Raw genomic sequence first — 23,351 nt, forward strand, 5'->3', positions numbered from 1 at the left:
TTTGGAGCACCGTCTTCCATCGGGTAATGTTCTTCCTGTCGCCGAACGGGGCAGGCCGAAAAGGCCGGATCCGGAGGCGGCCACCCGGACAAGATCCCCGCAGTCGGTTGCGGCTCAGGGGTTGCGTTTCGGTGGGCTATGGTGTAATTGGCAGCACGACTGATTCTGGTTCAGTTAGTCTAGGTTCGAGTCCTGGTAGCCCAGCACGATCCGCGCGCAGGTCACGCCCGCCGCGAGATCGAGGCCCCCGTTGTGTAGCGGCCTAGCACGCCGCCCTCTCAAGGCGGTAGCGCCGGTTCGAATCCGGTCGGGGGTACGGATTCCGTCCGACAGGCCGGGATCGCAGGTAGGGCCCCCGTTGTGTAGCGGCCTAGCACGCCGCCCTCTCAAGGCGGTAGCGCCGGTTCGAATCCGGTCGGGGGTACTCGATCACGAAGGCCCCGCACCGGCAGGTGCGGGGCCTTCGGCGTTCTCACCGCTCCTCCGGCCGCCCGCTGCGCCGGGCCGACTCCTCGGCCTGCGCCAGCCGCCGCAGGGCGAGCAGTACGGGCTCGTGCAGCACCGTCAGCGCCACACTCGCCTCCACCTGCTCCTCCTCGCTCGTGAAGTGCTCCAGCATGTCCAGATCCGCCTCGGCGGCGCGCTCCGCGGCCCGGGCGTAGGGCAGCAGTCCTTCCGCGTCGTGCGGGTAGCCGAGGCCGGCCAGCGCCGCGACGGTGCGCACCAGGGCCTGCCCCGGCGGGGAGTCGAGGTGCCCCGACGGCCAGCCGAGCCGCTGGAGCAGCGCTGCGACCTGCGTACGGGCGGCTGCCGTCTCCTCGGCCGTGGCCTCGCGGGTGCGTGCGGGTGCGGGCTGCGGGATGGCCCACACCGCGGCGCCCAGCCTGTCGTGGCGGGTGAGGTCTTCGTCGTCCACGGCGGCGAGCACCTCGCGGGCCGTGGCCACCGGAACGCCGCCCACCTGGATGAGCGCGCGTACCAGCCGCAGCCGGCGCAGATGCGTCCCGTCGTACTCGGCCTGGGTGGCGCTGAGTCGTCGGCCCGGCGGGAGGAGGCCCTCACGCAGATAGAACTTGATCGTCGCGGTGGACACACCGCTGCGGGCGCTGAGTTCGGCCAGCCGCATCGTTTCTCATTTCCCCTGGCGCTCACGTCTGGATAGTGTCACTATCCAAGCATGGGTAGTGACACTATCCAAAGCGTCGGCCCAGGGAGGGGTCTCATGAGTGATGCCGTGCTGCGGGGGCGGATGACGGCCGAGGCCGAGGGAGACGTGGTGGTCTTCCTCATCGGCATGCGGATCAACCGCTTCCGGGCGGTCCGCGCGTGGCTGCCGGTGTTCCGGGCCATGCCGCGCATGCTGCGGGAACTGGCGGCCGAACCGGCCCACGGGTTGCTCGCCCACAGGGTCCTCCTCAGCGGGCCGCGCGAGTTCGCCGTGCTCCAGTACTGGGAGTCCACCGACAGACTGCTGTCCTACGCCTCGGCCGGGGACCTGGAACACCGGCCGGCGTGGGCCGCGTTCAACCGCCGGGCCAGGGCGGCCGACGGCGCGGTCGGCATCTGGCACGAGACGTACGTGGTGCCTGCGGGCTGCCGCGAAGCCGTCTACGTCGACATGCCGCGCTACGGACTGGCGGCGGCGCACCAGGCGGTGCCCGTCAGGAGCGGCCGCGACCGGGCCGCCCAGCGGCTGGGGGCCGGAGCTAAAGCGTGACACACGGCGTCACCGGACGGTCCCGCGGCGCGATCCGGCCGGACCGTCCGGTGACGTCGGCACAGTGTGCGGTCTCGGCCGACGGCGCGGCCGGCCTGCGAGGGGGCTCAGCTCGGGCGGCGCAGGGACTCGCTGAGGCGGGCCGCGGCATCCACGATGGCCTGGGCGTGCATGCGGCCGGGGTGGCGGGTCAGCCGCTCGATCGGGCCGGAGACGGAGACGGCGGCCACGACGCGGTGGGAGGGGCCGCGCACGGGCGCGGAGACGGAGGCGACGCCCGGTTCGCGCTCGCCGATCGACTGGGCCCAGCCCCGGCGCCGTACGCCGGAGAGCGCGGTGGCGGTGAACCGGGCGCCCTGCAACCCGCGGTGCAGCCGCTCGGGCTCTTCCCAGGCCATCAGGATCTGCGCGGCCGAGCCCGCCTTCATCGGCAGGGTGGAGCCGACCGGGACGGTGTCGCGCAGCCCGGAGAGGCGTTCGGCGGCGGCGACGCAGATGCGCATGTCGCCCTGGCGCCGGTAGAGCTGGGCGCTCTCGCCGGTCACGTCCCGTAGGTGGGTGAGCACGGGGCTCGCCGAGGCGAGCAGCCGGTCCTCGCCCGCCGCCGCGGCCAGTTCGCCCAGCCGCGGGCCGAGTATGAAGCGGCCCTGCATGTCGCGGGCCACCATGCGGTGGTGTTCGAGGGCCACCGCCAGCCGGTGCGCCGTGGGGCGCGCGAGCCCGGTCGCGGAGACCAGCCCGGCGAGGGTGGCCGGACCGGACTCCAGAGCGCTCAGTACCAGAGCCGCCTTGTCGAGAACGCCGACGCCGCTAGAGTTGTCCATGCGTCGATACTCGCGTCTCATAGTGTGAAACGCAAGTTCAATTTTCCGGGCGACCCGCCAACCTTGAAGGACGGCCGCCGCTCCTGGGGGTCCCCCCGGCCGAAGGCTGGGGCGGCGGAAAGCATCTCGACATGTGGTCGGCAGCGCTGCCGGCCGGAGGGAAAGCGATGGGACGCACACTCGCGGAGAAAGTCTGGGACGACCACGTCGTCAGGCGCGTGGAAGGCGAGCCGGACCTGCTCTTCATCGATCTCCACCTGCTCCACGAGGTGACCAGCCCGCAGGCCTTCGACGGCCTTCGCAAGGCGGGCCGCGGCGTGCGGCGCACCGACCTGACCCTCGCGACCGAGGACCACAACACCCCGACCCTGGACATCGACAAGCCGATCGCCGACCCGGTCTCACGCACCCAGCTGGAGACGCTGCGCAAGAACTGCGCCGACTTCGGCGTCAGGCTGCACCCGCTGGGCGACGTCGAGCAGGGCGTCGTCCACGTCGTCGGCCCGCAGCTGGGGCTGACGCAGCCGGGCACCACGGTGGTCTGCGGCGACAGCCACACCTCCACCCACGGCGCCTTCGGGGCGCTCGCCTTCGGGATCGGCACCTCGCAGGTCGAGCACGTGCTGGCCACGCAGACGCTGCCGATGGCGCCGTTCAAGACCATGGCGGTCACCGTGAACGGCGAGCTGCCCGAGGACGTCACCGCCAAGGACCTGATCCTGGCGATCATCGCCCGCATCGGCACCGGCGGCGGCCAGGGCTATGTGATCGAGTACCGCGGCGAGGCCATCGAGAAGCTGTCGATGGAGGCCCGGATGACGATCTGCAACATGTCCATCGAGGCGGGCGCCCGCGCCGGAATGATCGCCCCGGACGAGACGACGTACCGCTACGTCGAGGGCCGCGAGCACGCCCCGCAGGGCGAGGAGTGGGAGGCGGCGGTCGCCTACTGGAAGACGCTGCGCACCGACGAGGACGCCGTCTTCGACCACGAGGTGGTCATCGAGGCCTCCGAGCTGGCGCCGTTCGTCACCTGGGGCACCAACCCGGGCCAGGGCGCCCCGCTGTCCCAGGCGGTGCCGGACCCGGCCACCTTCCAGGACGTCAGTGCGAAACTGGCCGCCGAGAAGGCCCTGGAGTACATGGGCCTGAGCGCCGGTCAGCCGCTGCGCGAGGTCACCGTGGACACCGTCTTCGTCGGCTCGTGCACCAACGGCCGCATCGAGGACCTGCGTTCGGCGGCCACCGTGCTGGAGGGCCGCAGCGTGGCGGACGGTGTGCGGATGCTGGTGGTACCCGGGTCCGTCCGGGTGGCGCTGCAGGCCGTCGAGGAGGGGCTGGACAAGGTGTTCACCGCCGCCGGCGCCGAGTGGCGGCACGCAGGATGCTCGATGTGCCTGGGCATGAACCCCGACCAGCTCCAGCCGGGTGAGCGCGCCGCCTCCACCTCGAACCGCAACTTCGAGGGCAGGCAGGGCAAGGGCGGGCGCACCCACCTGGTCTCGCCGCAGGTCGCGGCGGCGACGGCGGTACTGGGCCATCTGGCCTCGCCCGCCGACCTGGCCGACGTCCGCGAACCGGCAACGGTCTGACAAGAGCAAGGCACCCGAGGGAGACGCAACAGATGGAAGCCTTCACCACCCACACAGGCCGGGCCGTACCGCTGCGCCGCAGCAACGTCGACACCGACCAGATCATCCCCGCGCACTGGCTGAAGAAGGTCACCCGCGACGGTTTCGAGGACGGGCTGTTCGAGGCCTGGCGCAAGGACCCGGACTTCGTGCTCAACCAGCCGGCCCACCAGGGCGCCACGGTGCTGGTCGCGGGCTCCGACTTCGGTACCGGATCCTCGCGTGAGCACGCGGTCTGGGCCCTGCAGAACTACGGCTTCAAGGCCGTCATCTCCTCCCGGTTCGCCGACATCTTCCGCGGCAACTCGCTGAAGAACGGCCTGCTCACGGTGGTGCTGCCGCAGGAGACGGTGGACGCGCTGTGGGAGCTGACGGAGGCGGAGCCGACCGCCGAGGTGACCGTCGACCTGGTGAACCGCAAGGTCGTGGCCCCCGGCGTGGAGGCGGACTTCGAGCTCGACGAGAACGCGCGCTGGCGGCTGCTGGAGGGGCTGGACGACATCAGCCTCACCCTGAAGAACGAGGAGGCCATCGCCGAGTTCGAGGCCACCCGCGCCGCCTTCAAGCCCCGGACGCTGGCCGCCTGAGCCCCCTTCACCGCCTGTCAGGACCCCTCCGCGCCCCCGCCGCAATCCGGTGGGGGCGCGGTGCTGTGCGGGCAGGACGCGGGGACGCGGGACTCGGGGACTCGGGGACTCGGGGACGGTGCCGCGGTGCCGCGGTGCCGCGGACAGGAGCACGCGTGCGCCACTGAATGACGTGAATTAGTCTTGACGTCGGCTCCTGTCGCACCAAAGAACAGTGCCGTTCGCGACGCGCCAGCCCGACTCGTCGCGAGGGGGTCAACTCGACTGCTGCCCAGCCGAGTTGCCGTCCACACCTCGTGAGGACCCGCCCGACGTTGACCCGCTGGAAGCGACAACTCACCCCAGATGGCACAATCACCGCATGGAACGCGACGGTCAACTGGAGCTCTACGACCGACTCGCCGCCCGACTCAAGGAGGCGCACTCCCGAGTGCGCTCCCCGCAAATCCCACAGAGCGCACGGGTCGCGCTGACCCGGAAGCTGCTCGTCATCACCGCGGCTTCCAAACACGATCTCGCCGATGCCGAACGGCGTCTGGAGCGTCTGATGGCCGACCTCGACGAGGGACGATTCACCGCAGGGCGGGGGGACGTGTGCGCGGACGGAACTCCGTGACGGGCGAGTTCGTTGCGACACAAGGGTGATTCGCCCGTTTCGTGTTTGATTTGCGGTATATATCTGCCTAACGTGCGAAAAAGCTGAACACATTCGTTCCGGCAATGTCTCCGAAGGGGAAGACGTGAACAAGGCGCAGCTCGTTGAAGCTATCCAAGATGACCTCGGTGGACGCCAGGACGCCGCCAAGGCGGTCGATGTCGTACTGGACGCGATCGTCCGTGCGGTTGTCGCCGGTGAGCGTGTTTCGGTCACCGGCTTCGGCTCCTTTGAGAAGGTCGACCGCCCGGCCCGTTACGCCCGCAACCCGCAGACCGGTGAACGTGTCCGGGTCAAGAAGACCTCGGTGCCGCGCTTCCGCGCAGGTGCCGGTTTCAAGGAACTGGTGAGCGGCGCGAAGAAGCTCCCCAAGAACGATGTCGCGGTCAAGAAGGCCCCCAAGGGCAGCCTCACCGGCGGCACGGCCACCAAGAAGGCCACGGCCAAGAAGGCAGGCGCGAAGAAGGCCACGGCCAAGAAGACCACGGCCAAGAAGGCCCCGGCGGCGAAGAAGACCACCGCCAAGAAGGCCACCCCCGCCAAGAAGGCCCCGGCCAAGAGCACGGCGAAGAAGAGCACCGCGAAGAAGACGCCGGCCAAGGCCCCGGCGAAGACCACGGCCAAGAAGGCCCCGGCGAAGAAGAGCACCGCCAAGAAAGCTCCGGCCCGCAAGACGGCCGCTCGTAAGACCACCGCGAAGAAGACCACCTCGCGCAGGCGGTGAGGGCCACCTCGCGCAGGCGGTAAAGGACGCGGAGGCGGACACCGCACTCCGCCGCCCCGCCCGCAGGCGGGGCGAAACGATCCCTCTCCCGGACCAGGGCCCCGGGAAAGGGACCAGGCGGCACTATGCCGCGTCGGCAACGCCGGGCCGGGCTCCCTCGGGGGAGCCCGGCCCGCGGCCGTTCGGCCCCTCGCACCTTGTCCCGTGCCTGCCCAGCGCGCCGAGTACGCCTTGTCCCCCGAGTCCGACGGCCCCCCCCCGAGTCCGCTGAGCCCGCGGAGCGCGCCGAGTCCGCGGAGCGTTGATCCCGTGGTCCGCGCTGAGTCCGTGGAGCGTTGATCCCGTGGTCCGCGCCGAGTCCGCGGAGCGCGCCGAGTCCGCCGCGCCCGGGGAGACGCCCGGACGGCCGTGCACCGCATCGCCGGTCAGCCGTTCACCGGGTCCCCGGACGACCGTTCACAGGGTCTGCAGCGTCACCAGGGTCACGCGGCGGTCCGTTCCGTCGCCCTCGGTCTCGATCCGCACGCGCTGTCCCGCGCGCAACAGCAGGAGGCCGCCCGCGTCGAACGCGCCCGCGTCGAAGGTGAGCGGGGTGCCGTCGTCGAGCAGCACGCTGCCCGAGCGCGAGTGCGGATCGTAGGTGTACGCCGTGGCCTGCATGGCGGAAGCCTAGGGCCTCTCGGTTGCATCTTGCTGGGCTCGCGGGCCCCGGCACGCACTCTCGCGGCGTTGTCGTCAGTCGCCGCTGCTCCGCAGGGACTCCATCCTCCGCCTTGCGAGAGCACGCACCGGACCCCGCTCCCTGATCCAGCCAGATCCAAACGAAAGACCCTAGCCACAGCGGTCGGCCGCCCGCCTCGCCAGCAGTCCCGCGGTGGAATCGCCGACACCCAGTGCCAGCGCGGCGCGCAGGTCGGCGGGCGTGTCCACGTCCTGGCGCACGCTGCGCACCCGCCGCGCGTCCAGTTCCCGCGCCCCCGACGCCCGGTGCCGGGCTCGTGAGGGGCCCCCGAAAGCGGGGGAAAGCGCGACGCCTGGCAGGGCCGTCAACAGCGTTGTTCCGATTTCCGCGGCGTCGGGCAGAAAAGCGCGGCGGAATTGTGCGGCCGCATTCAGCACGCGCGTCAATTCGGCGGGGCGCAGGGCGGGGAGATCGGCGTTCAGCGCGGCGAGTGCCGTGTGCGGGTGCCGGGCCCGCGCGGCACCCGCTCCGTGGGCGAGGGCGGCGTTGAGGCCGTCCCCCGGTGCGTCCGGCACCCGGTGGGCGCCCAGCGCCTCCAGCGCCCGTGCGGCCAGCGGATCGTCCGTGACAACCACCACATCCCGCACCGCGCGGCAGGTGAGCGCGGCGCGCACCGTGTCCTGGGCGAACGCCAGCGCGAGCTGCGGCAGGGGAACGCCGGGGACGGCGCCCGTCAGCCTGCTCTTGGCCCGAGTCAGAGGCTTCAGCGGTACCACGAGGGTCCAGTCCACGGGCGTCACATGGGGCTGCATCGGCCCCATTCTCGCCTGCCCGCCCGGCCTCGGCGCAGGGGCGGGGTTACCGTGTGCCCCGCGACCGGGCACGGACAGTGTGCTCGACAGCGGGGCGGTTGGTGGCGACACTTGTGCGGTTGTCGATTGGCCCCCCACGTGGATGGGCCCCACAAGGAGCCCCCTGAAGGAGATGGTGTCCGGGTGTCCCGCCTCATCGTGCCCGCACCGGGAGCAACCCCGCGACCACCGGCCACACATGCCGGGAACAACGGGAAGAAGGGGAACGAGGGGGCGCACGATGGCGGGGAGTGACGGCAAACGCAGGAAGATCGGTTTCTGGTACCGGCTCGCCGCTTTCCTGGCGAAGCCGCCGCTGATCCTCCTCTTCAAGCGGGACTGGCGCGGAATGGAGAACATTCCCCGCGACGACGGCTTCATCACCGTCGTGAACCACAACTCGTATCTCGACCCGCTCTCCTACGCCCACTACCAGTACAACACCGGTCGCGTCCCGCGCTTCCTGGCGAAGGTCGGCCTGTTCAAGGGGGGTTTCGTCGGCGCCGTCATGCGGGGTACGGGGCAGATCCCCGTCTACCGCGAGTCCACCGACGCGGTGGGCGCGTTCAGGGCCGCCGTCGAGGCGATCGAGAAGGGGGAGTGCGTGGCCTTCTACCCGGAGGGCACCCTCACCCGCGACCCGCGGATGTGGCCGATGGCCGGCAAGACAGGTGCCGCCCGCGTCGCCCTGCTGACCAGGGCGCCCGTCGTGCCCGTCGCCCAGTGGGGCGCCAACCTGGCGATGCCGCCGTACGCCAGGGAGAAGAAGCTGCGGCTCTTCCCCCGCAAGACCCTCACCGTGCAGGCGGGCCCGCCGATCGACCTGTCCGCCTACTACGACCGGGAGCCCACCGCCGAGGTGCTCCGCGAGGTCACGGACGTCATGATGGACGCCGTCACCGAGCAGCTCGCCGTCGTCCGCGGCGAGGCCGCGCCCGCCGAGCGCTACGACATGCGCAAGGCGGCGGCTTCGCGGCGGGAGCAGCGCTCTGCCGAGGAGAGCGCGGGCGCCGGGGGTCACCAGCACGACGAGCACGAAAAGCCCCGTCCGGCCCCGGCCGCGGCCGAGGCGGCAGAGGGAGAGAAGAACGCGTGAGGGCGAGCGACGAAGACCGGGACCGGGAGCGGGGGGAGGCGCGGGAAGCGGGGGAACGCCCGAGGAAGGCCGCGGTCTTCGGCACGGGTTCCTGGGGCACCGCCTTCGCGGCGGTGCTCGCCGACGCCGGATGCCGGGTCACCCTGTGGGGCCGCAGGCCCGAGGTCGTCGAGGCGATCAACACCACGCGCCGCAACCCCGGCTACCACCCCGAGGTGGAACTCCCCGCAGGGGTGCGGGCCACCACGCAGGCCGCCGAGGCGGCGCGGGACGCCGCTTTCACGGTGTTGTCCGTGCCCTCCCAGACGCTCCGCGCCAACCTGGAGTCCTGGCGGGAGCTGCTGCACCCCGGCACCGTGCTGGTCTCCCTGATGAAGGGCGTCGAGCTGGGCACGGCCAAGCGCATGAGCGAGGTGATCGAGGAGGTGGCCGGGGTGCCGGCCGAGCGGGTCGCCGTGCTGACCGGCCCCAACCTCGCCCGGGAGATCGCCGCCCGCCAGCCCGCCGCCGCGGTGGCCGCCTGCGCGGACGAGGAGGCGGCGCGAGCCGTGCAGAGCGCCTGCCACACCCCCTACTTCCGCCCCTACACCAGCACCGACGTGGTCGGCTGCGAGCTGGGCGGCGCCGTCAAGAACGTCATCGCGCTCGCGGTGGGCATCGCCGACGGCATGGGGCTCGGCGACAACTCCAAGGCGTCGCTGATCACCCGCGGGCTGGCCGAGACCACCCGGCTCGGTCTTGCCATGGGGGCCGAGGCGCACACCTTCGCTGGCCTGGCCGGCATGGGCGACCTGGTCGCCACGTGTTCCTCGCCGCTGTCGCGCAACCACACCTTCGGCACCAACCTCGGCCGGGGCATGACGCTCCAGGAGACGATCGCGGTCACCCAGCAGACGGCGGAGGGCGTCAAGTCCTGCCAGTCGGTGCTCGACCTGGCCAGGCGGCACGGCGTGGAGATGCCGATCACGCAGACCGTCGTGGGGATCGTCCACGAGGGCAAGTCGCCGCACGTGGCCCTGAAGGAACTGATGTCCCGCAGCGCCAAACCCGAGCGGGCCTGAAAGGGTCTCGCGGTACACGGCGCCGCACGCGGGATCCGTGCGCGCCGGGTGCGGGCGCAACGGGGCGTCCGCATCGGCGGCGCGGGCCCGACGCGGTAAAGTCCCAGCGTTATGAGCAGCCAGAGCCCCGCCCCCAAGCCCCGAGTCGCCGTCGTCTTCGGCGGCCGCAACTCAGAGCACCAGATCTCCGTCCTGACGGCCGGTGCGGTGCTGGGCGCCATCGACCGCGACAAGTACGAGGTGCTGCCCATCGGCATCACCGCGGACGGACGCTGGGCGCTGGCCGCCGACGATCCGGCCCGCATGGCGATCGAGGGCCGCAGCCTGCCCAGCGTCGAGCAGCTGGCCGAGTCGGACACCGGCGGCGTGCTGCTGCCGGTCTCGCCCGCGAGCCGCGAGGTCGTCCACACGGAGCCGGGCCAGGTCCCCAAGACGCTCGGTGAGGTCGATGTGGTCTTCCCCGTGCTGCACGGTCCCTACGGTGAGGACGGCACCCTCCAGGGGATGCTGGACCTGGCGGGGGTGCCGTACGTGGGCGCCGGGGTGCTGGCGTCGGCGGTCGGCATGGACAAGGAGTACATGAAGCGGATCTTCACCTCCTTCGGACTGCCGGTCGGCCCGTACGTCACGGTGCGGCCGCGTGAGTGGGAGAGGGATCCGGCGGGGGCGCGCAAGAAGATCGTCGACTTCGCCGCCGAACAGGGCTGGCCGGTCTTCGTCAAGCCCGCGCGTGCCGGCTCCTCGATGGGCATCACCAAGGTCGGTGGCCTGGGCGAGCTGGACGAGGCGGTGGAGGTCGCGCGGCGCCACGACCCGAAGATCATCGTCGAGTCGCTGCTGCGCGGCCGGGAGATCGAGTGCGGCGTCCTGGAGTTCGAGGACGGTCCGCGCGCCAGTGTCCCCGCGGAGATCCCGCCGGTCAGCGCGCACGACTTCTACGACTTCGAGGCCAAGTACATCGACTCGGCCTCCGGCATCGTGCCCGCGCCGCTGACCGAGGCGCAGACGGCGCGGGTGCGCGAGCTGGCCGTGGCGGCCTTCGAGGCGGCCTCCTGCGAGGGGCTGGTGCGGGCCGACTTCTTCCTGTGCGAGGACGGCGAGTTCGTCATCAACGAGATCAACACGATGCCGGGCTTCACGCCGATCTCCATGTATCCGCGCATGTGGCAGGAGACCGGCGTCGGCTATCCGGAGCTGGTGGACCGGCTCATCCAGGCGGCGCTCACCCGCCCGACCGGCCTGCGCTGAGCCGCTCCGGGGCCCGCGCGCCCGGCGGCGGCGGTTCTCGCGCGCGCCCGTGCGGCGGCAGGGGAGCGCGCGCGGGCGCTCAGCTCTTCTTCTTCGGGACCGAACGCTTGACCGCTTCGCTGAGGTCGGCCAAGGGGCTCACTTCGGGGGCGTAGTCGTCGGGAACGGTCAGTTCGATGTAGACGGCCCGCTCCGTGGTGGTGAAGCGGTAGCCGTCGTCCCGCTTCTCCATCATCCAGGACACCCCGTTCACCTCCGCCGCCTCGGTGGTGGGGTTGTACTCTTCGTTGCCTGGCGTGAGCCTGGCGGGCCGTGGCACCCCGCAGCGCAACGCGAGGGCGGGATCCCCCCAGACGGCCGTGTAGTCCGAGGCGGGTTCGGCCTCGCCGCGCTGCTGCCCGACGACCTTCTCGGGCAGCGCGTCGTGCAGCGTCCGGCACGCCTGCGCGGCCTTGCCCGAGGGGCTGGGGGGTGTGGGTCCGGCGTCACCGGTGACCGAACAGGCGGAGGCGGCCACGGCGGCCAGGCCGCACGCGGCGATGTAACGGACGGGAACGGAACGAGGGCAGGCCCGGCGTCGAATCCTCACCGGGCGAGCATACGGGGGGCTCAGAGGTGGACGATGGGGCAGGTCAGGGTGCGGGTGATGCCTTCCACTTGCTGGACCTTGGCGACCACCATGCGGCCGAGATCGTCCATCGTGTCGGCCTGGGCACGCAGGATCACATCGTATGGACCCGTTACATCCTCGGCCTGGATCACGCCCGGGATCTTGGAGACGATCTCCGCGACGGTCGAAGCCTTGCCAACTTCGGTCTGAATCAAGACGTACGCCTGTACCACGGAACCTCCCAGGGGGCCGCGAGGATCATGCGGGGCGAGAGAGAGACGCCACCGTACCGCGTCGCCCCGGCCATCGGGAGACCACCGGGCCGCCCCCGTGGCGGCGAGGCGGCGCCCAGCGGCGGTGCGGCACACCGCGCCGACGGCGTACGAGGGGGGCGCGGGCGGGGGACCTCCGCGCACGGCACACCATCCGCGCACGACCGGCGCGCGAGCAACGACGGAAGCGAGAAGGGGCACGACAATGCGTGATCTGAACGGTGGTACCGCGCCAGGGCCTTCACCCTCCGGTGCCCAGGCCCCCCACGGCCCGGTGCGGGAGCGGGCCAAGGGGACGGTGGGGGAGCTGGGGGAGTTCGGGCTGATCCGGGAGCTGACCTCCCGGCTGACGTCCACGACCGCCGTACGGATCGGCCCGGGCGACGACGCGGCGGTGGTGGCCGCGCCGGACAGGCGTGTCGTCGCCACCACGGACGTCCTCCTGGAAGGGCGCCACTTCCGCCGCGACTGGTCGACGGCCTACGACGTGGGGCGCAAGGCCGCGGCACAGAACATGGCGGACATCGCGGCCATGGGCGCCTACCCCACGGCCCTGCTGCTCGGTCTCGTCGTCCCCGTCGACCTGCCGGCGAACTGGCCGACCGAGATGATGGACGGCATCCGGGACGAGGCACAGGTCGCCTCCGCCGCGGTGGTCGGCGGCGACGTGGTGCGCGGCGACAGCGTCGTCCTCTCCATCACCGCGCTCGGCGACCTGCGCAACACCGACCCCGTCACCCGCTCAGGCGCCGGCGCCGGCGATGTCGTGGCCGTCACCGGATGGCTGGGCTGGTCGGCGGCCGGGCACGCCGTCCTCACCCGCGGCTTCCGCTCCCCGCGCGCCTTCGTCGAGGCCCACCGGCGCCCCGAACCCCCCTACCACGCGGGCCCCGCCGCCGCCGGACTCGGTGCCACCGCCATGATCGACGTCAGTGACGGGCTGGTGGCCGACCTCGGGCACATCGCGGAGGCCAGCAAGGTCCGCATCGACATCCGCTCCGCCGACCTCGACATCCCCGCGCAGATGTCCGACATCGGCCAGGCCGTCGGCGTCGACCCGCTCCAGTGGGTGCTCACCGGCGGTGAGGACCACGCCATCGTCGCCACCTTCCCCCGCGAACAGAAGCTCCCCGCCCGCTGGCGCGTCATCGGCGAGGTCCTCGCCCCCTCCGCGCTGCCCCACGTGACGGTCGACGGCGCGCCCTGGACCAGGACGGGCGGCTGGGACCACTTCTCGGACGACATCGACGGCTGAGTACCGTCGGTGCCATGGACGATGTGCATTCCCGCCCCGGCAGGCCGCCGCTGGTACTGACCGTCGCGGGATCCGACTCCGGCGGTGGCGCCGGTATCCAGGCCGACCTGAAGACCATGCTCGCGCTGGGCACCCACGGCATGAGCGTGATCGCCGCCGTCACCGCGCAGAACTCGCTGGGGGTGCAGGGCTATTGGGAACTGCCCGTCGAGGCCGTCCGCGCGCAGTACCGCAGCGTCGTGGACGACATCGGGGTGCAGGCCGTCAAGACGGGCATGCTCGCCTCGGCGGCTTTGGTCGAGACCGTCGCCGAACTCCTGTCCGGTACGGAGGCCCCCGTCGTCGTCGATCCGGTGGGGGTCTCCAAGCACGGGGACTCGCTGCTGGCCGGCGACGCCGTCGACTCGATGCGCTCCAAACTGCTGCCCCTCGCCACCGTCGTCACCCCCAACCTGGACGAAGTGGCCCAGCTCACCGGCGTCCAGGTCACCGGCGAGGACGGCATGCGGGAGGCCGCGGCCGCGGTGCTCGCCCACGGGCCGCGCTGGGCGCTGATCAAGGGCGGGCACCTGCCGGGCGAGGCCGTCGACCTGCTCACCGACGGCACGCGGGAACACTGGCTGCGCGCCCCCCGCCGGGAGAACCGGCACACCCACGGCACCGGCTGCACCCTGGCCAGCGCCCTGGCCGCGTCGCTGGCCAAGGGGCTGGACGTGCCGGCTGCCGCGCGCGCCGCGAAGGAGTACACGACGGGCGCCATCGAGGCGGGCTTCCCGCTCGGCTCGGGGCTGGGCCCCGTGCACCACGGCTGGCGGCTGGCGGAGCGCTGAGAGCACACGCAGAAAACCGGCCCGCTCACAGCGGGCCGGTTCTTCGTTCTGCTCGGCGTGGGCCGCGCGGTTACGTCGGTGACGTCAGCGCGAGACCTTGCCGGCCTTGATGCACGAGGTGCAGGCGTTGAGGCGCTTCGGCGTCCCGCCGACCACGGCACGCACGCGCTGGATGTTGGGGTTCCAGCGACGGCGGGTGCGGCGGTGCGAGTGGGAGATGTTGTTGCCGAACTCCGGCCCCTTGCCGCAGACGTCGCAGTTCGCAGCCACGGGTCACTCCAAAGACTTCAGATACACGTACGGTGAATCCCGGCCGCGCGGGACCACGAGTGACCGGGCGCGCCAGGGAGATCGTCGCCGACCGGAACAAACCATCCGGATCAGGCAACCGGAGCAGCATACAACGGCCGGTCTCGAACAGGGAAACCGGACCCCTCCACCCCGGCCCCGACCTGGGATTCCGTGGGGGGCCGCACTAGCCTTCCCCCACAACAGCCTCCCCGAGCGCCCCGCCGTCCGCACAGGCGCCCAGGGGGCCCGCGCTCCCCACGAGGAGGTCAGGTCACGTGCCGCAACCGCTCGACGCCGCCGCGGTACGCCGGTGGTGCGCCCTCGGCCGGGAGTCACTGCGCGCCCACTGCGCGCGCATGGACGCCATCAACGTCTTCCCGGTCGCCGACGGCGACACCGGCACCAACCTGTGCCTCACCTTCGAGGCCGCGACGGAGGCGGTCTGGGTCACGGAGGCGGTCCCCGCAGCCCAGGCGTCCCCCGCAGCCCAAGCGTCCCCCGCAGCGGGGGACGAGGAGCACGGTGGCCGGATGCTGCGCGCGATGGCGCACGCCGCGCTGCTCGGCGCCAGGGGCAACTCGGGCACCATCCTCGCCGAGTACCTGCGGGGCATGGCACGGGGCCGTACCGAGGGCGGCAGTCTCGCCGCGGTGCTGCGCGGCGCCGCCCGGGCCGCGCACGCCGCCGTCGCCCACCCCGTGGCGGGCACGATGCTGACGGTGGCCGCGGCCGCCGCGGACGCGGCCGAGGCGGGCGGCGATCCGGCCGCCGCCGCGAACGAGGCGCTGAGCGCCACCCCGGGGCAACTGGCCGCGCTGGCCGAAGCGGGCGTCGTGGACGCCGGCGCGCTCGGCCTCACCGCCCTGCTGGGGGCCCTGTGGGCGGCGTTGGGGGAGCAGGCGCCCCCACTGCCCGAGCCCAGCGAGCCATCCGGGGCGTCTGTGGCGTCCGGGCCCGCGGCGCCGGGGGCGCCCTGCGGCCCGGCCCGCGGCGAGCCCGCACCCTCCCGCTCCGAGTTCGAGGTGATGTACCTCCTCGAAGCGGACGACCCCGCCTGTCTCGACGCGCTGCGCCGCCGCCTCGACCCGCTCGGTGACTCCCTGGTCATCGGCGGCGGTGAGGGCCTGTGGAGCGTCCACGTCCACGTCGCCGACGCCGGGGCGGCCGTGGAGGCGGGGCTGGCCGCCGGACGCCCGTACCGCATCCGCATCGCCCACCTGCCCGCGCCGCCGGACGCACCGCGAAGCGACCGGGCGGCGGGCCCGGTGCCCGGCACGGCGCCCGCGCGGCGTGCCGTCGTCGCCGTCGTACCCGGGCAGGGACTGGCGGCGCTGTGCCGCGACGCGGGCGCGAGCGCGCTGCCGGCGCCCGAGGCCGCCCACGAGGAGGCGCTGCTCGCGGCGGTGCGGGCCACGGGCGCCGGCGAGGTGGCGCTGCTGCCCAACGGTGGCGAACTCCACACCGTCGCGGCCCGCGCTGCCGACGCCGCCCGCACCGAGGGCATCCGGTGCGCCGTCATCCCCACCCGCGCCGCCGTGCAGGGACTCGCCGCGCTCGCCGTGCACCAGCCGGACCGCCGCTTCGACGAGGACGTCGTCGCGATGACCTCGGCGGCCGGCGCGACGCGGTACGGCGAGGTGACCCTCGCCACCCGGCAGGCGTGGACCTCGGCCGGCGTCTGCCAGGCCGGCGACGTGCTCGGGCTCGTCGAGGGCGATGTCGCCCTCATCGGAGGCGGCACCGCGCAGGTCGCCAAGGACGTGCTCGCCCGGATGCTGGCGCCGGGGGGAGAGCTGGTCACCCTGGTGCTCGGCGCGGACGCGCCGCAGGGCCTGGCCACTCAGCTGGAGGCCTACGTACGCGCCGGGCACCTGGCCGTCGACACCGTCGTCTACGAGGGAAGGCAGCACGACGCCCCGCTGCTCATCGGCGTCGAGTAGGCGCTGCTCGGCGGAGTCGAGCACGCGCGCGGTGCCGTGACAGGCGCGGTCCCGGCCCGTCACGGCCCGGCCGCGACGCCTCCGCTCCTGGCGAGTGACACGGACGTTGTCACACCTGTCCGCCAAGATGGTGCCGTGCCCTCGATCGAAACGACGCGAAGCGAACCGCTCCGGGAGCCGCTCAAAGCACTGCTCGGCGGCAACACCGCCAAGGCCATGGCGGACCACCTCGGCCTGCACACGGTCGGCGATCTGCTGCACCACTACCCGCGCAGATACGCCGAGCGCGGAGAGCTGACCCGGCTGTCCGACCTGCCGCTGGACGAGCACGTCACGGTCGTCGCCCGCGTCCACGACGCGCGGGTGCACAAGTTCAACCGGGGCAAGGGCCAGCGCCTGGAGGTCACGCTGACCGACGGCAGCGGCCGGCTCCAGCTCGTCTTCTTCGGCCGCTCGGTCCACTACCACCAGCGGGAGCTGCTGCCCGGCAAGCGCGGCATGTTCGCGGGCAAGGTCGGGGTCTTCAACCGCAAGCTCCAGCTCTCCCACCCGGATTACAAACTGCTGGACGAGGAGAGCGGCCAGGAGACGGTGGAGCGGTTCGCGAACGCGCTGCTTCCCCTCTACCCGGCGTGCCGGCAGCTGACGTCCTGGAGCATCGAGCAGTCGGTCGCCACGCTGCTGACGGCGCTGGAGGCCACCGGCTGGCACGGGCTGACCGATCCGCTGCCCGAAGCGCTCCGCACCCAGCGCGGACTCCTCCCGCTGCCCGAGGCGTTCGAGAAGGTGCACCGCCCGCGCACCAAGGCCGACATCGGCCAGGCACGCGCCCGCCTCAAGTGGGACGAGGCGTTCGTCCTCCAGGTCGCCCTCGCCCGGCGCCGCGCCAAGGAGACGGAGCTGCCCGCCGTGCCCCGCCGCCCCACCCCCGGCGGGCTGCTGGAGGCGTTCGACGCGCGGCTGCCGTTCACCCTCACCGAGGGGCAGCAGCAGGTCAGCCGCGAAATCTTCGCCGACCTGGCCACCGAGCACCCGATGCACCGGCTCCTGCAGGGCGAGGTCGGCTCCGGCAAGACGCTGGTGGCGCTGCGGGCCATGCTCGCCACCGTCGACGCGGGCGGTCAGGCGGCGATGCTCGCCCCCACCGAGGTCCTCGCCCAGCAGCACCACAGGTCCGTCACCGAGATGATGGGCGAGCTCGCCGAGGGCGGCATGCTGGGCGGCGCCGAGCAGGGCACGAAGGTGGTGCTGCTGACCGGCTCCATGGGCGCGGCCGCCAGGCGGAAGGCGCTCCTGGACCTGGCCACAGGTGAGGCCGGGATCGTGGTGGGCACCCACGCGCTGATCGAGGACAAGGTCACCTTCGAGGACCTGGGCCTGGTCGTGGTGGACGAGCAGCACAGGTTCGGTGTCGAGCAGCGCGACGCCCTGCGCGCCAAGGGCAAGCAGCCGCCGCACCTGCTGGTGATGACGGCGACGCCCATCCCCAGGACCGTGGCCATGACCGTCTTCGGCGACCTGGAGACCTCCGTCCTCGATCAGCTTCCGGCCGGACGCTCCCCGATCGCCACCCACGTCGTCCCCGCCAAGGACAAACCGCACTTCCTCTCGCGCGCCTGGGAGCGGGTGCGGGAGGAGGCCGAGGCCGGGCACCAGGCGTACGTCGTCTGCCCCCGCATCGGTGACGACGAGGAGGGCAAGGACGGCAGGGCGCCGGGCACACGCAAGAAGCGCGCCGCCGAACCGGAAGAGGTCGAGGACCCCGAGGCGGGGGAGGAGGGGGACGGCGAGGAGAAGCGGCCCCCGCTCGCCGTCCTCGACATCGCCGCGCAGCTCGCCACCGGGCCGCTGGCCGGACTGCGCGTGGAGGCGCTGCACGGACGGATGCAGCCCGAGGCGAAGGACGACGTGATGCGGCGGTTCGCCGCCGGTGAGGTCGACGTGCTGGTGGCCACGACCGTCATCGAGGTCGGTGTGAACGTGCCAGGCGCCACCGGCATGGTCATCATGGACGCCGACCGTTTCGGCGTCTCGCAGCTTCACCAGCTGCGCGGCCGCGTCGGACGCGGCGCGGCCCCCGGCCTGTGCCTGCTCGTCACCGACATGCCGCCCGAGAGCCCCGCGCGCACCCGGCTGGACTCCGTCGCCGCCACCCTCGACGGCTTCGAGCTCTCCCGCATCGACCTCGAACAGCGCCGGGAGGGCGACGTGCTGGGGCAGGCGCAGTCCGGGGTGCGCTCCTCGCTGCGGATGCTCGCCGTGATCGACGACGAGGACGTCATCGCCGAGGCGCGCGACGAGGCGGCGCAGCTGGTCGCCGACGATCCCGGCCTGGAGCGCCATCCGGAGCTGCGTACGGCACTGGCCGCCCTGCTGGACGCCGAACGTGAGGAGTACCTGGACAAGGGCTGAGCGCCCCGCGGGGATCCTGGGCACGGGAGGTGCGGCCGTCCGGCCGGCCGTCGCGGCTCTCGCGGGCGCCGGAGCGCCTCCTCGTGCCGCGCCCGCCCGGTGCCGCGCGTGGGATCCTGGAGCCGAAGAGGACCCCACCAGCGAAGGACCCGTCACCCATGACCCGCGTCATCGCCGGAGCCGCCGGCGGCCGACGGCTGACCGTGCCGCCGGGCACGGGCACCCGCCCGACCTCGGACCGGGCCCGTGAGGGCCTGTTCTCCAGCTGGGAGGCCCAGTTGGGCGGCGCCGCCGCGTGGCGGGGGCTGCGGATGCTGGACCTGTACGCGGGCTCCGGCGCGGTCGGTCTGGAAGCGCTCTCGCGCGGTGCGGCGCACACGCTGCTGGTCGAGCCGGACGCCAGGGCGGTGCGCACGATCAGGCAGAACGTGCGCACGGTCGGGCTGCCGGGGGCCGAGGTGCGGCAGAGCAAGGCGGCCAGGACCGTGGCCCAGGAGCCGCCCGAGCACCCGTACGACCTGGTGTTCCTCGATCCGCCGTACGCGGTGACGGACGACGCTCTGGGGGAGATACTGCTCACACTCCGGGACGGGCACTGGCTGGCCGAGGACGCGCTGGCCACCGTGGAGCGCAGCACCAGGGGCGGCGAATTCCGCTGGCCGGAGGGTTTCGAGGGGCTGCGGTCCCGTCGTTACGGCGAGGGAACGCTTTGGTACGGTCGCGCCGCCGCGCGGGAAGTTACCCGCGCGTCATGCTGAGACCACCTGAAGCGGGACATGGGGCCCGCTGTGAGGAGAGCGAGGAAGTGCCCGTGCGCCGCGCCGTCTGTCCGGGGTCCTTCGACCCGATCACCAATGGCCACCTCGACATCATCGAGCGCGCTTCCCGGCTGTACGACACGGTCCACGTGGCCGTGATGATCAACAAGTCGAAGCAGGGCCTCTTCACCGTCGAGGAGCGGATCGACCTGATCCAGCGGGTCACCGAGAGCTTCGGGAACGTGCGGGTGGAGGCGTTCCACGGGCTTCTCGTCGACTTCTGCAAGGACCGGGACATCCCCGCCATCGTCAAGGGGCTGCGCGCGGTCAGCGACTTCGACTACGAGTTGCAGATGGCCCAGATGAACAACGGCCTCTCCGGCGTCGAGACGCTCTTCGTGCCGACCAACCCGACCTACAGCTTCCTCTCCTCCAGCCTGGTCAAGGAGGTCGCCGCCTGGGGTGGCGACGTCTCACACCTGGTGCCCGAGACCGTCAACGCGGTGCTGGCCGAGCGGCTGAGCAAGCGCTGAGGTCCCTTCCCCGGGGGACGGAACCCGGGGAGCCCGTGGGAACCCGTGGGAGCCCGTGGGAGCCCGTGGGAACCCGTGGAACCCGTGAAAGGGTGACGAGTCGGCGCTGACGGGCCGTACAGTCACCACCGTGGACGTACAGCAGAAACTCGACGAGATCGTCGCGACCGTCGACGGCGCGCGCTCGATGCCCATGTCCGCCTCGTGCGTGGTCAACCGCGCCGAACTCCTCTCCTTGCTTCAGGAGGTGCGCCAGGCGCTGCCGGACTCGCTCGCCGAGGCCCGCGAGGTGCTCGGCGGCCGTGAGCAGGTGGTGGCCGATGCCCGGCAGGAAGCGCAGCACATCATCGAGACGGCTCAGGCCGAGCGCGCCTCGCTGGTGACCGGAACCGAGGTCGCCCGCCACGCCCAGCAGGAGGCGGACCGCATCCTGGCCGAGGCGCGCCGGGAGGCCGAGGAGATCCGCGTCGAGGCGGACGACTACGTCGACAGCAAGCTCGCCAACTTCGAAGTGGTGCTCTCCAAGACGATCGGCTCGGTCGACCGCGGCCGGGAGAAGCTGCTGGGCAGCGGCCCCGGCGCCGAGGAGTGGAGCGACCAGTACGCGCAGGACGCTCCCGAGCGCACCGCCGACCCGCGTGAGCTGCAACGCCGTGCCGACGACTACGTGCAGGCCCGGCTCGGTTCGGTCTCGGCGGTGCTCGGCAAGACCCTGGAGGCCGTCGGCCGCGGCCGCCTCAAGCTGCGCGGCCACGAGCCCGTCGACGAACTGGCCGCCCACATGGCGGCGCAGGACGGAGCCGAGGGCTACGCGGCGCACACCAGCGACTCCGACTACCTGGCGGGCCTCGCCCACGCCGACCCGGTCGCCGCCGGGGGGCCCGCGCAGGGGGGCGCCCCGCTGCCCGGCCAGGACCCGGCGCAGCACATGCACGAGGCGCAGCAGATGCAGCAGATGCAGGGGGCGCAGGAGATGCAGCCGCCGCAGCCCGCGCACCTGCCGCCGCAGCCGCAGTCCCCGCCGCCCGCCGCGGACCCGTACTACGCCCAGCAGCCGCAGCCGTCGCCCTATGACGGTGGCGTACCGCACCACGACCCCTACGCCGCGTACGCCCAGCACAACGCGTACTACCCGCAGCAGCAGGATCCCTACGGCTACGGACAGCAGCCGGACCCCTACTACGCGCAGCAGGCCCAGCAGCCCGCCTACCCGGCGCAGGCACAGCAGACGCATCCGCAGCAGGCGCAGCTGGACGAGACCAGCCTGTTCGACACGAGCATGATCGACATCGAGCAGGTCAGGGCGTACGAGCAGCGGCACGGGCACGGCGGCTGATCCTGCCGCGCCGGTGCGGCACCGGCCCGTGACCGGCGGCGCCGGCGGAGTCAGGGCGCCGATTGGGTCATGGGGGAGCCGTCACGTATCCTGTCTCTTCGGTCGTGAGTACTCGCGCGGCCGCAGCCCCACCGTAGAAAGCAGGACGCCCTGAACACCCCCCTCGACGCCCGCTCCCCCCTCGTGTTCGACACACGCGAGCTGGGGCGACGTCCTGGTGCGATGAAGCGGCTGACCCGCGAGGTGGAGTCTCCCCGTGACCTGGGGGTCGAGTTCGTCAAGGTGCCGGACGGCGCCACGATCGAGCTCGATCTGAGGCTGGAGTCGGTCATGGAGGGGGTCCTCGTCACGGGTACCGCCCGTGCGCCGCTGACAGGGGAGTGCGTAAGGTGTCTGGAGCCGCTCGACCAACGCGTCGAAGCGGACTTCCAGGAGATGTTCTCCTATCCCGACGCCGACGAACGGGGCCGCCCTGTGGCGGAACCCGGCGAGGGCGAGGACGACGAGGAGACGTATCTCCTCGAGGGCGACCTGTTCGACCTCGAACCCGTGCTGCGTGACGCGGTGGTGCTCGCACTGCCGCTGCAGCCGGTGTGCCGCGCGGACTGCCCCGGCCTGTGCCCCGACTGCGGGGCCAAGCTGGCGGACGAGCCCGACCACCGGCACGACGATGCCGTCGACATCCGGTGGGCGGCACTGCAGGATCTCGCCGAGACCATGAAGGACGGCGAGCAGGACAACGAGCCCCGCACCGACGGGGATGACTCACAGGAGAAGTAGCCGTGGCTGTTCCGAAGCGGAAGATGTCGCGCAGCAACACGCGCCACCGCCGGTCGCAGTGGAAGGCTGCGGTCCCGACCCTGGTGAAGTGCGAGCGCTGCCGCGAGCCCAAGCAGCAGCACATCGCGTGCCCGAGCTGCGGCACCTACAACAAGCGTCAGGTCCTCGAGGTCTGATCGGCGGGTGACAGGCTTCATGTCCAACGCCGGTACTCCGAAGAACGCCGCTCCCGGCAAGGGAGGGGATTCCGCGGAGCTGGTGGACGCGGCCTCGTCCCACGCGGTTCTGGAAGGGCGGCTCGGCTACAAGCTGGAGTCCGCCCTTCTGGTGCGTGCGCTGACGCACCGCTCTTTCGCGTACGAGAACGGCGGGCTGCCCACCAACGAGCGCCTGGAGTTCCTCGGTGACTCGGTCCTCGGACTGGTCGTCACCGACACGCTCTACCGCATGCACCCGGACCTGCCGGAGGGCCAGCTCGCGAAGCTGCGTGCCGCGGTGGTCAACTCGCGGGCCCTGGCGGGCGTCGCCCGGGGTCTCGACCTCGGCGCCTTCATCCGTCTCGGCCGGGGCGAGGAGGGGACCGGCGGCCGCGACAAGGCCTCGATCCTCGCCGACACCCTGGAGGCGGTCATCGGTGCCGTCTACCTCGACCAGGAGCTGGAGGCGGCCTCCGAACTGGTGCACCGCCTCTTCGACCCGCTGATCGAGCGCTCCTCGAACCTGGGCGCCGGACTGGACTGGAAGACCAGCCTCCAGGAGCTGACGGCCGCCGAGGGCCTCGGCGTCCCCGAGTACCTGGTCTCCGAGACGGGCCCCGACCACGAGAAGACCTTCACGGCTGCTGCCCGCGTCGGTGGTGTCGCGTACGGCACCGGCACAGGACGCAGCAAGAAGGAAGCCGAGCAGCAGGCCGCGGAGGCGGCCTGGCGCGCCATCTCGGCCCGCAGCGAGACCGGCGAGAGCGCGGCCGTCGCCGGCGCCGCCAAACCGGTGAAGAGCACCGCGGACTCGGCGAAGGGCGCGGGCCCGTCCGCCGTGGGGCAGGCGGCGCAGGCCGATGGCAGCCCCGCGCCTGAGGGCCGGCGCGGCGAACCGAGCGAGGACACCACCGCGCCCCGCTGAGCCCGCCGCGCGCCCTCGCCCGGGCCGCGGACCGCGCCGCGAACCGTTTCACACGGCCGCTCCCGACCGGGGGCGGCCGTGCGGTGTCGCCGCCCCCGCCACGGCGGGGCCCCACCGCCCGTACCGCCTGGAGGAG

25 protein-coding genes and 3 tRNA genes are annotated in these 23,351 nt (G+C 72.4%); 21 read left to right on the forward strand and 7 right to left on the reverse strand.

Features of this window, described 5'->3' with window-relative positions:
* Positions 1-132 precede the first annotated feature (132 nt).
* The 3 genes from MMF93_RS24205 (at position 133) to MMF93_RS24215 (ending at position 424) form a co-directional block, all read left to right on the forward strand.
* A tRNA-Gln gene (locus MMF93_RS24205) sits at positions 133-204 on the forward strand.
* A gap of 39 nt (positions 205-243) precedes the next feature.
* Positions 244-316: transfer RNA gene (locus MMF93_RS24210), tRNA-Glu, on the forward strand.
* A gap of 35 nt (positions 317-351) precedes the next feature.
* Positions 352-424 (forward strand) — tRNA-Glu (locus tag MMF93_RS24215).
* Positions 425-472: 48 nt separating this feature from the next.
* On the opposite strand, the gene MMF93_RS24220 is transcribed toward MMF93_RS24215, so the two are convergent.
* Entirely contained in the window at positions 473-1,126 is a 654-nt protein-coding gene (locus tag MMF93_RS24220) for a MerR family transcriptional regulator (RefSeq protein WP_242754742.1), read from the reverse strand.
* Between the two features lie 96 nt (positions 1,127-1,222).
* Between MMF93_RS24220 and MMF93_RS24225 the strand changes: the two genes are divergently transcribed.
* The gene (locus MMF93_RS24225) at positions 1,223-1,717 is read left to right on the forward strand and encodes a DUF4188 domain-containing protein (protein ID WP_242754743.1); all 495 of its coding nucleotides are present in this window, start codon (positions 1,223-1,225) and stop codon (positions 1,715-1,717) included.
* A 107-nt stretch (positions 1,718-1,824) separates the two neighbouring features.
* On the opposite strand, the gene ndgR is transcribed toward MMF93_RS24225, so the two are convergent.
* The gene (gene ndgR, locus MMF93_RS24230) at positions 1,825-2,541 is read right to left on the reverse strand and encodes an IclR family transcriptional regulator NdgR (RefSeq protein WP_114015937.1); all 717 of its coding nucleotides are present in this window, start codon (positions 2,539-2,541) and stop codon (positions 1,825-1,827) included.
* A 167-nt stretch (positions 2,542-2,708) separates the two neighbouring features.
* Here ndgR and leuC point away from each other — a divergent pair, with 167 nt between their 5' ends.
* The 4 genes from leuC to MMF93_RS24250 all read left to right on the forward strand — a co-directional run bounded on the left by leuC (position 2,709) and on the right by MMF93_RS24250 (position 6,138).
* On the forward strand, positions 2,709-4,133 hold the full coding sequence (gene leuC, locus MMF93_RS24235; RefSeq protein WP_242754745.1) for a 3-isopropylmalate dehydratase large subunit: 1,425 nt from the start codon (positions 2,709-2,711) through the stop codon (positions 4,131-4,133).
* Between the two features lie 32 nt (positions 4,134-4,165).
* A complete protein-coding gene (leuD, locus tag MMF93_RS24240) occupies positions 4,166-4,759 on the forward strand; it encodes a 3-isopropylmalate dehydratase small subunit (protein WP_242754747.1) in 594 nt (197 codons plus the stop codon).
* A 361-nt stretch (positions 4,760-5,120) separates the two neighbouring features.
* Positions 5,121-5,375 (forward strand): SCO5555 family protein, encoded by a 255-nt coding sequence (locus MMF93_RS24245; RefSeq protein ID WP_242754749.1) that lies wholly within the window; start codon positions 5,121-5,123, stop codon positions 5,373-5,375.
* A 124-nt stretch (positions 5,376-5,499) separates the two neighbouring features.
* Entirely contained in the window at positions 5,500-6,138 is a 639-nt protein-coding gene (locus tag MMF93_RS24250; RefSeq protein WP_242754750.1) for an HU family DNA-binding protein, read from the forward strand.
* Positions 6,139-6,594: 456 nt separating this feature from the next.
* Here MMF93_RS24250 and MMF93_RS24255 read toward each other — a convergent pair whose 3' ends face one another.
* Together MMF93_RS24255 and cofC are read right to left on the reverse strand one after the other, a co-directional pair.
* On the reverse strand, positions 6,595-6,798 hold the full coding sequence (locus MMF93_RS24255; protein WP_242754752.1) for a hypothetical protein: 204 nt from the start codon (positions 6,796-6,798) through the stop codon (positions 6,595-6,597).
* 171 nt (positions 6,799-6,969) lie between these two features.
* On the reverse strand, positions 6,970-7,641 hold the full coding sequence (gene cofC / locus MMF93_RS24260; RefSeq protein ID WP_242754754.1) for a 2-phospho-L-lactate guanylyltransferase: 672 nt from the start codon (positions 7,639-7,641) through the stop codon (positions 6,970-6,972).
* A 271-nt stretch (positions 7,642-7,912) separates the two neighbouring features.
* Between cofC and MMF93_RS24265 the strand changes: the two genes are divergently transcribed.
* The 3 genes from MMF93_RS24265 (at position 7,913) to MMF93_RS24275 (ending at position 11,076) form a co-directional block, all read left to right on the forward strand.
* On the forward strand, positions 7,913-8,767 hold the full coding sequence (locus MMF93_RS24265) for a lysophospholipid acyltransferase family protein (protein ID WP_242754756.1): 855 nt from the start codon (positions 7,913-7,915) through the stop codon (positions 8,765-8,767).
* Positions 8,764-9,828, forward strand: a complete 1,065-nt coding sequence (locus tag MMF93_RS24270; protein WP_274709502.1) for an NAD(P)H-dependent glycerol-3-phosphate dehydrogenase — start codon at positions 8,764-8,766, stop codon at positions 9,826-9,828. The genes MMF93_RS24265 and MMF93_RS24270 overlap by 4 nt, the downstream gene beginning before the upstream one ends.
* Positions 9,829-9,939: 111 nt before the next feature.
* Entirely contained in the window at positions 9,940-11,076 is a 1,137-nt protein-coding gene (locus MMF93_RS24275) for a D-alanine--D-alanine ligase family protein (protein ID WP_242754759.1), read from the forward strand.
* 79 nt (positions 11,077-11,155) lie between these two features.
* Here MMF93_RS24275 and MMF93_RS24280 read toward each other — a convergent pair whose 3' ends face one another.
* Both MMF93_RS24280 and MMF93_RS24285 read right to left on the reverse strand, forming a co-directional pair.
* Positions 11,156-11,665: a DUF3515 domain-containing protein gene (locus MMF93_RS24280; RefSeq protein ID WP_341483305.1), complete on the reverse strand. Its 510-nt coding sequence runs from the start codon at positions 11,663-11,665 to the stop codon at positions 11,156-11,158.
* A 20-nt stretch (positions 11,666-11,685) separates the two neighbouring features.
* Entirely contained in the window at positions 11,686-11,919 is a 234-nt protein-coding gene (locus MMF93_RS24285) for an Lrp/AsnC family transcriptional regulator (RefSeq protein WP_114015926.1), read from the reverse strand.
* 244 nt (positions 11,920-12,163) lie between these two features.
* Between MMF93_RS24285 and MMF93_RS24290 the strand changes: the two genes are divergently transcribed.
* Together MMF93_RS24290 and thiD are read left to right on the forward strand one after the other, a co-directional pair.
* On the forward strand, positions 12,164-13,213 hold the full coding sequence (locus tag MMF93_RS24290; RefSeq protein WP_242754761.1) for a thiamine-phosphate kinase: 1,050 nt from the start codon (positions 12,164-12,166) through the stop codon (positions 13,211-13,213).
* 14 nt (positions 13,214-13,227) lie between these two features.
* Entirely contained in the window at positions 13,228-14,043 is an 816-nt protein-coding gene (thiD, locus tag MMF93_RS24295) for a bifunctional hydroxymethylpyrimidine kinase/phosphomethylpyrimidine kinase (protein WP_242754763.1), read from the forward strand.
* Between the two features lie 84 nt (positions 14,044-14,127).
* On the opposite strand, the gene rpmB is transcribed toward thiD, so the two are convergent.
* A complete protein-coding gene (gene rpmB, locus MMF93_RS24300) occupies positions 14,128-14,313 on the reverse strand; it encodes a 50S ribosomal protein L28 (protein WP_016470082.1) in 186 nt (61 codons plus the stop codon).
* A 296-nt stretch (positions 14,314-14,609) separates the two neighbouring features.
* On the opposite strand from rpmB, the gene MMF93_RS24305 reads away from it, so the two are divergent.
* The 8 genes from MMF93_RS24305 (at position 14,610) to rnc (ending at position 23,215) form a co-directional block, all read left to right on the forward strand.
* Positions 14,610-16,274, forward strand: a complete 1,665-nt coding sequence (locus MMF93_RS24305) for a DAK2 domain-containing protein (RefSeq protein ID WP_242754765.1) — start codon at positions 14,610-14,612, stop codon at positions 16,272-16,274.
* 216 nt (positions 16,275-16,490) lie between these two features.
* A complete protein-coding gene (gene recG / locus MMF93_RS24310) occupies positions 16,491-18,686 on the forward strand; it encodes an ATP-dependent DNA helicase RecG (RefSeq protein WP_242757745.1) in 2,196 nt (731 codons plus the stop codon).
* Positions 18,687-18,844: 158 nt separating this feature from the next.
* On the forward strand, positions 18,845-19,444 hold the full coding sequence (rsmD, locus tag MMF93_RS24315) for a 16S rRNA (guanine(966)-N(2))-methyltransferase RsmD (RefSeq protein WP_242754767.1): 600 nt from the start codon (positions 18,845-18,847) through the stop codon (positions 19,442-19,444).
* Positions 19,445-19,497: 53 nt separating this feature from the next.
* Positions 19,498-19,977, forward strand: a complete 480-nt coding sequence (gene coaD, locus MMF93_RS24320) for a pantetheine-phosphate adenylyltransferase (RefSeq protein WP_242757746.1) — start codon at positions 19,498-19,500, stop codon at positions 19,975-19,977.
* A 130-nt stretch (positions 19,978-20,107) separates the two neighbouring features.
* Positions 20,108-21,313, forward strand: a complete 1,206-nt coding sequence (locus MMF93_RS24325; protein WP_242754770.1) for a cell division initiation protein — start codon at positions 20,108-20,110, stop codon at positions 21,311-21,313.
* Between the two features lie 222 nt (positions 21,314-21,535).
* A complete protein-coding gene (locus MMF93_RS24330; RefSeq protein ID WP_242757747.1) occupies positions 21,536-22,093 on the forward strand; it encodes a YceD family protein in 558 nt (185 codons plus the stop codon).
* A 2-nt stretch (positions 22,094-22,095) separates the two neighbouring features.
* The gene (rpmF, locus tag MMF93_RS24335) at positions 22,096-22,269 is read left to right on the forward strand and encodes a 50S ribosomal protein L32 (RefSeq protein ID WP_016470089.1); all 174 of its coding nucleotides are present in this window, start codon (positions 22,096-22,098) and stop codon (positions 22,267-22,269) included.
* A gap of 19 nt (positions 22,270-22,288) precedes the next feature.
* A complete protein-coding gene (gene rnc, locus MMF93_RS24340; protein WP_242754772.1) occupies positions 22,289-23,215 on the forward strand; it encodes a ribonuclease III in 927 nt (308 codons plus the stop codon).
* Positions 23,216-23,351 lie beyond the last annotated feature (136 nt).

This window comes from Streptomyces tubbatahanensis (assembly GCF_022699385.1).
Lineage (GTDB): Bacteria > Actinomycetota > Actinomycetes > Streptomycetales > Streptomycetaceae > Streptomyces > Streptomyces diacarni.